Below are 12,981 nucleotides of genomic sequence, written 5' to 3'. Positions count from 1 at the left end.
TTATATACTACTTAGCTTATTTAGATAATAAATATGCTTATTTTTACTTTAAGTATCAGTATCTTATCTTAGATTTGAAATAGGTTGAAGTATATTAAAGAGATGGATGTCTTTATGAGCACATCTTGTTTTGAAGATGTGTTTTTTTATAGTCAGAATGATAGTAAAATTATGATGATTTCATAGAACTTATTTATTTAAGGTAGATTAAGTCGATTATTTTTAATATCCATTCTTGTTTAGTCTTTATTAGGACTAAAAAATAAATTTGGGGATACTTACTTTTATTGTATCTTAAGTTGAATCTTGTTATAATAGCAATAATATTAAAAGATTAATTAATTATAAATACAAAGGAGGAAGTTTTAGATGAGAAAGTTTTTTAAGATTTTATTATTATCATTACTATTAATTCTCTTTGGAGTAAGTTCGATATATGCTCAGCAGCTAAATCAAAAAGAGCTATTTATTCCAAAGTTAGACTATTCCCATTTTAAATTGGATAATGGGTTAGAGATTTATGTATTTGAAGACCATAAGATTCCCTTAGCCAAATTCTCTATCTGGTATAAGGTTGGTTCAATCGATGAGCCAGAAGGGATATCAGGGATTTCGCACTTATTAGAACATACTATGTTCTTAGGAACAGAGAGTCTTGCTAAAGATCAGGTGCATCAATTGATTAAATCTGTAGGGGGAAGTAATAATGCTGGAACCTATTATGATTACACAACCTATTATGAAGAGATTCCATCGGCAAAATTGGAACTAGCAATGGCAATTGAAGCCGACAGAATGAGAAATTTGAAGGTAAATCCTGAAGAGTTTTATCGAGAGAGAGAAGTTGTTAAACAAGAGCGAAGAATGAGAGTAGAGAATAATATCTTCAGCTCCTCCTTAGAAGAGATCCAGGCTGAAGCCTTTAAGGAGTCTCCTTTACATCATCAAGTCATTGGGTGGATGGAAGATATTAATAATATCACAGTAGAGGATATACGAGACTATTATACTAGATATTATGCTCCCAATAATGGAGTAATGGTAGTCTCAGGTGATGTTGATCCTCAAGAGGTACATACTTTAGCTCAAAAATATTATGGTAGCTATCAACCCCAAGAGATTAAGAGGCTAGAGGCTATTGAGCCTGAACAGAAATCAGAAAGGATTATTAAATTAAAGAAGATGACTCAAGTGCCGATTATAGCTATGTTATATAAGATACCTAAAGGTGACCATCCTGATATGGTAGCAATCAATGCTTTACTTGATATCTTAGTCAATAATTCCACTTCTAGAGTGAAGACAGAACTACAGCAGAAGAAGCGGATGATCTTAGAAGCTGGAGGATTTACAGTGGGATTACGTAAGCCAGGCTATGCTTTGTTATATACTGTACCAATGTCAGAAGGAATAGTCTATGATGTACGCTATGACTTTGATCAAGAGTTAGAGAAGTTAATAGAGCAGGGTATTAAAGAGAATGAGCTAAAGATAGTTAAAAAGAGGGTGTTAAAGGATTTAATCTTTAGTCAAAAGGATATCTCTTCTGCAGCTGATACAGTGGCAACAAGTGTTGTTCGTTATAATGATCCAACTTTATACCAGAAGAATATCCAGAGGTTAAAGAACTTAACTACTAAAGATATTATCAGGGTAGCCCAAAAATACTTTGTAAGGGATAATAGGACTATTGGATATATCTTACCTAAGAATTAAGGGATAGAGTTAATTAGAAGGAGGTAAATTAAGTGAAAAAGTTGATTATAGGTATAATGCTGCTAGTAGTTCTCTTTCAAGTAGTTTATAGTGAAGCTGCTTTTGCAGAGGTAGAGTATAGCCAAGAGTTATTTGAGAGCTTAGCAGTTAATAAGAATAAGGTTCCTCATATAGAGATTCCCGATTATAAACGGATAGAGCTTGAAAATGGTCTGATTGTATATTTAGTAGAAGATCATCAGCTTCCTATCATTGAGATTAAGGGTTATATCAATGGGGGAAGGAGACAAGAGACTAAAGAATTGGCAGGAATTAGCTCCTTTATGGTCGAGATGATGAATACTGGAACTAAGCACTTTAATGAAAAGGAGATGGCAAATTATAAAGATATTAATGGAATCGATTTTGCTTTTGGAGTATCGAATGATTATCTCAGTTTTGCCGGTAGTGCTTTAAGTACAGATACAGATGAGCTAATTTCCTTAATGGCAGAGATGTTAGAGGAGCCAAAGTTTAATGCCAATCATTTTACTAGAGTAAAGCAGGAGTTGTATAGAGGTTTGGTTCAAGCTAAAACCCAGGAGAGTTCATTGTTAGATATGTATTTTTATAAGAATATTTATAAAAATCATCCCTATTCTTTTGATGATGATATTGATTTAAATATAGCTGCTCTCTCTAATATCACTCCTGAGAGGTTAGAGAGCTTTTATGATAAGAATATCTCCCCTGCTAATACTATCTTTGCTATTGTAGGTGATTTAGATACTAAGCAGATGGAGCAGATGCTTTATAATTACTTTAATCAGTGGGGAATGATAGAGGAGGATAAAGAGCAAGAGTCTACTGAAAATAAACAGCTTAAAGATAAAGAGTCTGAAGTTAAGAGTCAAGAGGAAGCTAAAGAGAAGAGTAAGTATCAAGACATTGAGGTTGAGATTAAAAAACCGATAGTTGAGATTGATAGAGAGAACTATGGTAAAATAATCCTAGTCAATAAGCCTGATGCTACTCAAGCTAAGATTAAGATGGGATATAATTTCTTTGATAATAGTTTTAAGGATAGAATTGATTTTACAATGGCTAATATCGTCTATGGTGGAGGAGATTTTGAGAGTAGGCTAATGAATAAGCTCCGTACTGAAAAAGGCTTTGTTTATGGAATTGCTGCCAATGACCAATATAATGAATTAGGAGGAGCCTATTACATTAGTACCGAAGTAAAGCCTGAGAATACCTATCAAGCAATAGAAGGGATTAAAGAAGAGATGTCTCTTATAAAAAATGGTGAGAAGAAGATAAAGGAAGATGAGTTATTTAAAATTATCAACCTTTATAATGCTTTCTTCCCTAAATCATATAAATCTAAGTTAAGTGTAATCAATAGAGTTATCCGTGATGTTGAACTACAGGGTAGAGATATCGATTATATCAATAAGGTGATAGAGGAGTATAATCAGTTAAGTGCTAGTAAGGCTCAGGAGGTCTTTGCTGAGTATAGTTATCCTCAAAGGTTTTTAACGGTGATTGTAGGAAGAAAAGAAGAGATTTTACCTCAATTTGAAGAGCAGGAGGTTGATATAGAGGTTGTAGAGATTAATTAAAATAGTCATAGAAATTATTGAGATAAAAAATAGTAGTAATAAATAATTAACCACGAATTGGCACAAATAACACATGAATCATATTTCTTTTGATTCACGTATATTTGTGTAGATTCGTGGTAAAAAATTTTTTGAATTACTGCGCTGATTAATTAAATTATTTAGCTATCTTTAAAGCATCTGTCATAGATGCTTTAACCTTATTTACAAAATACTGATGTACACTTAGATTTTCAGCCAACTCTGGATGGAAAGACGTAGCTAGTAGATTGTTCTGCTCTGCAGCTACAATCTTACTATCCAACTCTAGTAATACTTGAACATTATTAGAGACTTGATTGATATAAGGTGCTCTGATAAATACTAGTGGAATCTCTTGCTCAGCTATTTTAGGAATTACCTCCATAGTCTTAAAGCTAGCTAATTGATTTCCATAGCCATTTCTTTTAACACTGATATCCATCAGATTGAGATGGCTATCTTCACCATCAACTTCTTTAGCTAATAAAATCATGCCAGCACAGGTCCCCCAGATTGGCAGCCCTCTTTGGGCTAAATCTATAATTGTATCCTTTAAATCAAAGATATTAAGTAGCTTTCCTAAGGTAGTGCTTTCACCGCCAGGTAAGATTAGCCCATCTAAATCTGCAAAATCTTCCTTCTTTTTGACACTTAAAGGGGAGACACCAGTAATTTGGTCTAACATCTTTAGGTGTTCAGCTACTCCCCCTTGTAAAGATAAGACACCAATTTTAAGCATAGTTCTATACCACCTTTTCATTAGTTTACAGTGTAGAGTTGACAGTGGTTACATGAAGAGTCATCTTTTCCGACTCGTAAGGACAGTTAAGTAATAGTCTGATAATTAATTTTATGATTAAAATAGAATTAAATTTAAGTATTTTTAGTCTATTAATGTTTTTGAGATTTTAACTGTAAACTGAGTCCCTCTAAGTCCTCTGGACTTTTCGTGGTCTATAAGTGCTTAATGCACTTATAATCCCTACCAACCTCGATGAGCTAATTTTTCATTATCAGGGATTGTACTGATATTAATTCCCACCATTGCTTCGCCGATGTTTTCTGATACTTCAGCAATGATTTTAGGATCATCATAGTGAGCAGTAGCCTTAACGATTGCTCTAGCTCTTTTGGCAGGGTCGCCTGATTTAAAGATTCCTGAACCTACAAATACTCCATCACAACCTAATTGCATCATTAATGCCGCATCAGCAGGGGTAGCTACTCCACCAGCAGCAAAGTTAACTACAGGAAGTTTGCCATGCTCAGCTACATACTTAACTAGATCAAAAGGTGCTCGTAATTCTTTAGCAGCAGCCATCAATTCGTGGCTATCCATAGTGGTCAATCTTCTCATTTGAGAGTTCATTGTTCTCATATGTCTCACAGCTTCTACAACATTACCTGTACCAGCCTCACCTTTAGTTCTGATCATACTAGCACCTTCACCAATCCGACGTAATGCCTCACCTAAGTTAGTGGCACCACAAACAAAAGGTACTTCAAATAAACTCTTATCTATATGGTTATCCTCATCAGCTGGAGTCAATACTTCACTTTCATCTATGTAATCTACACCCAAAGCCTCTAAAACCTGTGCTTCTACAAAATGTCCAATTCTTGCTTTAGCCATAACAGGGATAGAAACTGCTTCAAGGATCCCCTTAATCATTGCAGGGTCAGATGCTCTTGATACCCCACCTTCCTTACGAATATCAGCAGGGACTCTCTCTAAAGCCATAACTGCTACTGCTCCAGCCTCTTCAGCAATCTTTGCTTCCTCTGGAGTGGTTACATCCATAATTACTCCACCCTTTAGCATCTGTGCTAAGTTCTTGTTTAATCCATATCTTTCATTCATATTTATCATCTCCTTTTTAAATTCAACAGTTGTTTAGAAAGAGTAAATAGTGAGAAGTGGAGAAGATTTAGATAGAGAAATTTCTTTCCTAGAAATAGTCGGCAGGACCCAAGGGGGGCTAAGAGACTAATTATTTTACTGCGTACTATTCTTTCTTCACTACTCACTGATTTTTAACTCTTTACTCTTCTTTTGATTTAATATATAATGATTGTATGGGTTCAATTCCATAAAACTTGGGATTGTACCCACGAATTATTATATAACTAATTAAATTGTATTGTCAAGTAGGGTACAAATAAAATTTACAATTTATAATTGCTAATGTACAATTATAAAGCTAGAATTACTATTACTATAAGGTTTTGTTAGGTGATAAATTCTTCATTGTACATTGTTAATTGTTAATTAAGTAAGGAGGATTGTTATGATTGAATCGATACAATTAGATAAATCTTCTTCCAAGCATCTTTATATCCAATTATATCTTCAGTTAAGAGACTTGATTGAAGCTAGCAAATTAAAGGAGCATACTAAATTACCACCTATTAGGAAGTTATCAAAGAGTTTAGGAGTCAATAATGTAACTATTGTCAATGCCTATAATCTATTAGAAGAAGAGAACCTAGTCTATAAGAAGGTGGGTAGTGGAACTTTTGTTGCAGCTCAGAACCTTGTTGAGGATAGAGAGGATATTTATCTTGATGAAGAGGTATATATCGATGAGGATACTAAGTTTATTGAAGAGCGAGAAGAGATAGAAGATGTAGAGAAGCTAATTAATTTTGCAACAGCTGCACCTACTCCTGATTTATTTCCTATTACTCCCTTTAAGAGGCTTTTAAATAAGGTTTTAGATAGGGATAGAGGTTATGCCTTTGGTTATCAGAAGAGCCAAGGTTATCTACCTTTGCGCCAATCAATCAGTGAGTATATTAAAAGGTACAATATAGAGAGTAATATTGATGAGATTCAAATCGTCTCTGGGGCTCAGCAGGGGATTGATATTTTAGCAAAGACCTTTTTAGATTATGGTGATACCGTCTTTGTAGAGAGACCGACTTATCCTGGGGCAATCTCTGTCTTCAAGTCTAGACGTGCTAATATAATAGATATTCCTATGAAAAGAGATGGGATAGATATTGAAGTTTTAGAGGCTGAATTGTCTAAAGAGAAGCCCAAATTTCTTTATTTGATGCCAAATTATCAGAATCCAACAGGGTATAGTTACTCTCAAGAGAAGAAAGAGCGGATATTGGAGTTGGCTAAAGAGCATGATCTCTTAATTATTGAAGATGATTGTTTGAGTGATTTAAATTATGGGAATAGTAATAATCTGTCTTTGAAATCATTATCTGATAATGGCAGGGTAATCTATATTAAGAGTTTTTCTAAAATTTTCATGCCAGGATTGAGATTGGCTTTTTTAATTATTCCAGAACGCTATTTTAATGATATCCTCTTATCAAAGTATATGTCAGATATCTTTACTGATGGACTGGTACAAAGGGTACTTGATTTGTATTTTAGAGAAGAGATCTGGGAGGATCAGATTAGTAAACTAAGGCAAACTTATCAAAAGAGGTATAAGGCTATGATAAATGCTTTGCATAAATATCTACCTCAAAGAGTCAAATTCACTACTCCAGCAGGTGGACTTAATCTTTGGTTAGAGTTACCTGAGAATATTTCAGGTAAAAAGTTACATCAAAAAGCTTTGAAGCTAGGGATTAATATTGCTCCAGGAGAGGTCTTTTACTACAGTCAGAAGAAGGAGAATAGAGTTAGACTGAGTATTGCAGCAGTTACTGGTGAGCAGATAGAACGAGGAGTAAAGAGCTTAGCCAAATTGATAGAGGATGAGTTGGATGAAGAGAGTTATCACTGGGATAATAGTATAATGCCCTTGGTTTGAGTCTAAGTGTGAGTATGAGCTTAAGTGGAGTAAGTTATCTACTCAGCCTTAAACTCATACTTAGGTTTAAATATAAATTAGTTCTTGAGCATTAACTATAATTTCTACTGCATCTTCAAGGTTCTCTACAGAATAATCAGCAGCAGGATATTTACTACCTAATTTGATAGTTCTACAACCTGCTTTATTACCTGCTTCTATGTCGGAGTTGCGGTCACCTACCATAAAGGAATTTTCTAAATTGATATCATATTTTTTAGCTAATTTGAGTATCATCCCTGCCTCAGGTTTGCGGCATTTACAATCTGAGTTGAAGTGGGGACAGTATTCTATATCATCGATATGGGCAGCTTCCTTCTTTAAAGTAGCTAATAAATGCTGATGAATCTCATTTAAATCAGTTTCAGTGAAATACCCACACTCGATACCACCTTGATTAGTAACGATAAAGACCTTATATTCTTTCTCATTTAAACTTTTAATTGCCTTAGCAGTCCAAGGATATAGCTCTAAGTCTTCTGGTTTATTGACAGGGGAATCATAACGATTAATCACACCATCACGGTCTAAAAATACAGCTTTATTCAATATTATCACTCCTTTTTTTCTTTATATAATAGTTTACTTCTCCTTATCTTTTAATATGAGTAGTAAATATTTTAATTAAGCTAAAAATAAAACTTATACTTAGCTTTATCCTTAATATTTTCTTAATATCTATATGATATACTGGTAATAAGTTTAAGTATAATTTTAAAGTAAAACTCAATGTGAGGTGAAGATAGATGGAGGATAAGAAGATTTTAATTGTTGATGATGATAAGAATGTGCTTGAGATTTTAAGCCTATATCTCAATAAAGAAAATTTTAGGGTATTAACTGCTAAAGATGGTAAAGAGGCAATATCTAAAGTAGGAGAAGTTAATCCAGACTTAATTATTTTAGATATTATGATGCCTAAGATAGATGGTCTTGAAGTATTGAAGATTTTAAGAAAGGATAATGAGATTCCTGTTATCCTCTTATCGGCTAAAGGGGAGGAGTTTGATCGGATTTTAGGCTTAGAGATTGGAGCAGATGATTATGTAACCAAGCCTTTTAGTCCACGGGAAGTATTGGCTAGGGTCAAGGTTATCTTAAAGAGGGTAACAAAGGCTAGAGCTATAAAGGAAAGAAGTGATCTGATTTCTTATCCCCATTTGACTATCGATCCACAGGAGAGAAGGGTAGAGGTAGATGGAGGTGTGGTAGATTTATCACCAAAGGAGTACCAGCTATTACTGCTCTTAGCTAGGCATCCTAAGCAGGTCTTTAAACGGGAGCAGTTATGTGACAGGATATGGGGGATAGACTATTATGGGGATATGAGAACTGTAGATGTCCATATTAATTGGTTAAGAGATAAATTAGATTTAGATTATATCAAGACTGTTTGGGGAGTTGGTTATAAATTTGAGGTGCAAGCAGATGTTTAATAATCTCTTTAGTAAGATCATGGGAAGTTATTTGTTAATTCCACTGTTGATTTTATTAGCTCTGCTTACTATTCTACCAAATTATTTAGAAGACTATTTCTTCAAAGCAAAAGAGTTAGAGCTTTTGAGAAAAGGGGAGATGGCTGTTAGGTTAATCAGACAAGGAGATTATAATCATTATAATGAAATTGATAATTTCTTAGGGAGTTTAGAGAGACTATTGGATACTAGCTTGATAGTAATTGATCAAGAGGGTGAGATAATCAATAAAGGGATGCGGATGCGAGAGTTGATGAGAAGACCTAGTATGAATAGAATGCATGGAGCGATGATGCATAATAGGATGCACCGAGCTTTAAATGATGCTATTCCTAGCAGGATTATGAACTTCCAAGAAGAGCTCGATAAGGTCCTAGCTGGAGAGAGGACAAGCTTTCGTGGAGAGATAGAGATGTTAAAACAGCCGATTATTGGGGTTGGAATTCCTTTGTATACTTCTAAGAAGATGGCCTTATTTCTAATCTCTCCATTAAGTGGCTTACAAGAGACAGTAATTAAGGTCAGAAATTTAACCTTACGAGTAACTCTGATAGCTGTCTTATTGGCATTAATTTTGGGTTATTTTATCTCAAAAGGGATTACTCGCCCTGTGTTAGAGATGAAGAAGCAAGCACAGAAGATGGCTAGAGGGGATTATCAGGTTCAGATAGCTAATTTACCTAAAGATGAGATTGGCGAGCTAGGAGAGAGCTTTAATTATCTATCAAATAAATTAGAAGAGAATATAGAAGAGCTAAGTAGGGAAAAGCAGAGAATGCATGAGATGTTGACAAGTATGGCAGAAGGGGTTTTAGGTGTTGGTAGTGATAAAAAGATTTTATTGGCAAACCCTAGATTTAAAGAAATCTTTGAAGTTAAGGAAGAGATTATTGGCAAGAGTTCTATTGAATTAGTTAATGAGAATTTAATGGAATTAATAGATAAGGTCTTGGTAGAAGAAGAGGAGCTAAAAGAGGAGTTTACTTGGGAGGAAAAGATTATTGTGGCCCATGCAGCTCCTGTTAGAGAGAAAGATGCTAAGCTGTGGGGAATTATAATCTTAGTCAGGGATGTTACAGAAATTAGAAAGTTAGATGAGATGAGAAGGTTATTTGTTGCTAATGTATCCCATGAATTAAAGACACCATTAACGGCAATTCGGGGTTATTTAGAGGCTATTTTGGACGGCGTTGTTGATGATGCTAAACTACAAGGTGAATATTTAACAAGGGTATTAACAGAGACTAAGCGGATGACAAGACTCGTTCAAGAAATTCTAAATTTAGCCCGTTTACAGTCAGGTCAGATTGAATTTGATTTAAGAGAGTTTGAACTGTTAGTTTTAGTCAATAAAGTAGTGAGAAATTTAGAGAGTAAGCTAGAGGATAGAACTGTCAGTGTTGAGGGTAAGCAAGAGCTAATAATCAAGAGTGATCAGGATAAGTTAGAAGAGGTGCTGGTCAACTTATTGAGTAATGCAATTAAGTTTACAGCAAGTAATGGAGAGATTAGAATTAAAGTTGAAGAAGATAAAGATAGAGTCAAGATAAAGGTCAGAGATAATGGTATTGGTATTCCTAAAGCCGAATTATCTTATATCTGGGAGAGATTCCATCAAGTTGATAGAGCTAGAACACCTGATCAAGAAGGTACAGGTTTAGGATTGGCAATAGTCAAAGAGATTATTGAGGCTTTAGGAGGAGAGGTTGCTATCAATAGTAGAGAGGGAATTGGAAGTGAGTTTATTATAACTTTATGATGAGCTCTTAATTAAGATGACTGCTTTTTGATAAAATTTAAATAGCAATCATTTTAAATTCATATAGCAACAAAGAAAGTCAGGCTCTTTTTAGAGCCTGACTTTCTTTATTTAGTACCAATTCCTAAATCATTTCTTTGAACAGGAGGAACACCTTTAGGGTCTTTACGATGCTCATTCATCGCAAAGGCATCTACCTTTTCTAGAACTCTTTTTGATTGGATTTCTGCCATCTCTTTAGCAACTTCCATCTTATTCTTCTTAAAGTCTAGCTTTTTAGGCATTAAATCCCCTCCTAATAATGTAATTTATCCAATTTTAAAATAGTTTATTCTATCTGAATATCTTTTTATTTATTAGTTATGATTAGTTAAAATTATGGTGAGATTAGTCAAATAAAAAAGGGATTTTTGTTTTTTTGTGTAATAATGTTAATTGATCAATTATCAAAAAGAAGAGTTATTTAATAGGTGGAAGGATCAAGTTAACTCATTAGAATAAAAAAGGGCGACAAGTGTTGCCCTTTTTTTATATCTACTTCTCATAAATTAACTAAAATAGAGTAAAATAGTTTTAAGTATCCTTAATTATAAATTAAATAGATAGTAAGATTTAATGGGGATATTGCGACACTTTAGTAATTAGTGACAAGTGACGGGTAACGAGTAAAAATCTCTTCTTGTCACTTGTTACTCATCCTTCGGGTTCTTTGAACCCTTCGTAATGGAAAAATCACAAATTGGATTTTTCCTATCCACTCGTTACTGTTGTAATATCTCTATATTGTATTAGTTGTTTAAACTCTATTGGAGGTTAAATATTTATAAATAGATTAAGGAGGAAAAGATGTTGTCAAAGCAGAGAGAAACTTTAGATAAACTAGAGAATATGATAAAGAGCCATGAGATAATTGGTGCCCCTTATCAGATAGAAGGGATGACCTTCATTCCAATAATTGATACTATAATAGGTCTTGGAATAGGAAGTAGTAAAAATGGTGGAGGTGGAGGGTATCTAAGTCCTAAGGCATTGATTATAATTAATCAAGAAAAAGAGGTCTCTTTGTTACCCCTTATAGATAATTCTTCTGATCAAATTAAAGAGAAGCTTCCTGAAATATTGGGGAGTTTAGATGAATTAAAGAAGAGTAAAGAAGTTTGATAATGACTCTTATTAGTTTTTACTTGTTACTCGTTACTTGTCACTCGCCACTGGATTTCAAAAAGGAGGAGATTAAAATTTTCAAGTTAAGAGAGGGTTCTAAAGTTAAATATTATATTATTGAAGAGTTTGAAAAGACGGCCTTAGTGGAACATGCATTTACTACTAAAGTAGGTGGAGTTAGCCAAGGTGACTATGCTGAACTGAATTTGGGGCTTCATGTTTCTGATAGAGTAGATAATATATTGGAAAATAGGCGGCTGATCTCTGAAATATTAGGCTGTGATTCTAGAGAATTAGTAGCAGGCAAGCAGATACATAGTGATCAGATTAAGGTCGTTAGTGTTGATGATAAAGGAAAGGGAGCTTTAGATTATGAGACTGCTATTGAAGATACTGATGCATTAATTACTGATAAATCTGGGATATTATTGACCTCTTATTATGCAGATTGTACTCCGATTTTAATCTTAGATCCAGTGAAGAAAGCTATAGGTTTAGCCCATGCTGGCTGGAAAGGGACCGTATCAAAGATAGCACAGAAGACGGTTTTAAAGATGAGAGATGTATATCAAAGTAATCCAGCGGATATCTTAGTTGGGATTGGTCCTGCTATTGGTCAATGCTGTTATCAAGTAGATTCTAGAGTTATTAAACCATTGAAAGATAACTTTGAGAATTGGGGAAGGCTTATTAAAGAGGATGGAGAAGGTCAGTGGAGATTGAACATGGCTTTAGCCAATCAACTCCAGTTAGAAGAGATAGGGGTAAGATCTGAAAATATTATTCAGAGTGGGTTATGTACTTGTTGTAATTCAGAGTTATTCTTCTCTTACCGTCGAGACCAAGGTAAGACTGGAAGGATGGCCAGTATGATCAAGTTATTATAGGGTCTTTATCCTATTTTATAGGTATCCAATTTTCAAGTGAAACTTAATGGGTATATTGCGACACTTTTACTTTTTAAAAATAAGCAAAGTTTTTATTAATTAAAGAAGTTACGGGAATGCTTATCAGCTTTTTCCCGTGTTACTTTTGCCATTGCCGCAAAAGTAACCAAAAAGTCTAGAAGAAAATTAAACTCACTCAGCAATCCAGATATATTGGGATTAAGATATATGGTACTTCTAATTCAAAGATTATCTTGAACCTATTATTCTTTTAGAATATTTGCCTCGTTCAAACACTAATTTTCTTCGTCTTAAAAATCTTTAAGTTCTTCTAATTGTCGATTGTTAATTGTAAATTTGATGCTAGTATAAAATCATGGACACACTTTAGTGAACATATTACAATATAACTAAGAAAGGGTGTGTCCATATGAGTTATACAGAAGATTTTAAACAAACGATAGTTGAACTTTATCAATCAGGTAATAAATCTAAATCAGAGCTTGCTCGCGAATATGGTGTTTCTAGAACTTCTATAAA

12 protein-coding genes are annotated in these 12,981 nt (G+C 34.0%); 8 read left to right on the top strand and 4 right to left on the bottom strand.

From position 1 onward, the window contains the following. The first annotated feature begins 369 nt into the window (after positions 1-369). Together BX659_RS05675 and BX659_RS05670 are read left to right on the top strand one after the other, a co-directional pair. A complete protein-coding gene (locus tag BX659_RS05675) occupies positions 370-1,716 on the top strand; it encodes a M16 family metallopeptidase (protein WP_097018869.1) in 1,347 nt (448 codons plus the stop codon). A gap of 32 nt (positions 1,717-1,748) precedes the next feature. Next, the gene (locus BX659_RS05670; protein ID WP_097018868.1) at positions 1,749-3,320 is read left to right on the top strand and encodes a M16 family metallopeptidase; all 1,572 of its coding nucleotides are present in this window, start codon (positions 1,749-1,751) and stop codon (positions 3,318-3,320) included. Between the two features lie 157 nt (positions 3,321-3,477). On the opposite strand, the gene pdxT is transcribed toward BX659_RS05670, so the two are convergent. Together pdxT and pdxS are read right to left on the bottom strand one after the other, a co-directional pair. Next, positions 3,478-4,080 (bottom strand): pyridoxal 5'-phosphate synthase glutaminase subunit PdxT, encoded by a 603-nt coding sequence (gene pdxT / locus BX659_RS05665; protein ID WP_097018867.1) that lies wholly within the window; start codon positions 4,078-4,080, stop codon positions 3,478-3,480. A gap of 243 nt (positions 4,081-4,323) precedes the next feature. Beyond that, a complete protein-coding gene (gene pdxS / locus BX659_RS05660; protein ID WP_097018866.1) occupies positions 4,324-5,202 on the bottom strand; it encodes a pyridoxal 5'-phosphate synthase lyase subunit PdxS in 879 nt (292 codons plus the stop codon). Between the two features lie 427 nt (positions 5,203-5,629). On the opposite strand from pdxS, the gene pdxR reads away from it, so the two are divergent. Next, the gene (gene pdxR, locus BX659_RS05655) at positions 5,630-7,117 is read left to right on the top strand and encodes a MocR-like pyridoxine biosynthesis transcription factor PdxR (protein WP_097018865.1); all 1,488 of its coding nucleotides are present in this window, start codon (positions 5,630-5,632) and stop codon (positions 7,115-7,117) included. 66 nt (positions 7,118-7,183) lie between these two features. On the opposite strand, the gene BX659_RS05650 is transcribed toward pdxR, so the two are convergent. Next, complete coding sequence (locus tag BX659_RS05650) at positions 7,184-7,705, bottom strand: D-glycero-alpha-D-manno-heptose-1,7-bisphosphate 7-phosphatase (RefSeq protein WP_097018864.1); 522 nt, start codon at positions 7,703-7,705, stop codon at positions 7,184-7,186. A 197-nt stretch (positions 7,706-7,902) separates the two neighbouring features. Between BX659_RS05650 and BX659_RS05645 the strand changes: the two genes are divergently transcribed. Continuing rightward, on the top strand, positions 7,903-8,592 hold the full coding sequence (locus BX659_RS05645) for a response regulator transcription factor (RefSeq protein WP_097018863.1): 690 nt from the start codon (positions 7,903-7,905) through the stop codon (positions 8,590-8,592). Next, positions 8,585-10,390 (top strand): HAMP domain-containing sensor histidine kinase, encoded by a 1,806-nt coding sequence (locus tag BX659_RS05640; RefSeq protein ID WP_097018862.1) that lies wholly within the window; start codon positions 8,585-8,587, stop codon positions 10,388-10,390. Before BX659_RS05645 ends, BX659_RS05640 begins: the two co-directional genes overlap by 8 nt. A 107-nt stretch (positions 10,391-10,497) precedes the next feature. Here BX659_RS05640 and BX659_RS18955 read toward each other — a convergent pair whose 3' ends face one another. Further along, entirely contained in the window at positions 10,498-10,674 is a 177-nt protein-coding gene (locus tag BX659_RS18955; protein WP_172431955.1) for a hypothetical protein, read from the bottom strand. A 565-nt stretch (positions 10,675-11,239) separates the two neighbouring features. On the opposite strand from BX659_RS18955, the gene BX659_RS05635 reads away from it, so the two are divergent. The 3 genes from BX659_RS05635 to BX659_RS19650 all read left to right on the top strand — a co-directional run. Beyond that, positions 11,240-11,551, top strand: coding sequence for a spore germination protein GerW family protein (locus BX659_RS05635; RefSeq protein WP_172431954.1), 312 nt, complete (start codon positions 11,240-11,242; stop codon positions 11,549-11,551). Positions 11,552-11,553: 2 nt separating this feature from the next. Then, positions 11,554-12,441, top strand: a complete 888-nt coding sequence (gene pgeF / locus BX659_RS05630) for a peptidoglycan editing factor PgeF (RefSeq protein WP_097018860.1) — start codon at positions 11,554-11,556, stop codon at positions 12,439-12,441. A gap of 430 nt (positions 12,442-12,871) precedes the next feature. Next, a partial coding sequence (locus BX659_RS19650; RefSeq protein WP_143786673.1) for a helix-turn-helix domain-containing protein occupies positions 12,872-12,981 on the top strand: 110 nt, incomplete at its 3' end.

The organism is Orenia metallireducens, from assembly GCF_003001995.1.
Taxonomy (GTDB): Bacteria; Bacillota; Halanaerobiia; order Halobacteroidales; family Halobacteroidaceae; genus Orenia; species Orenia metallireducens_B.
Note: the sequence above shows the minus strand (reverse complement) of the source record. Positions and strands in the feature narration are given on the sequence as shown.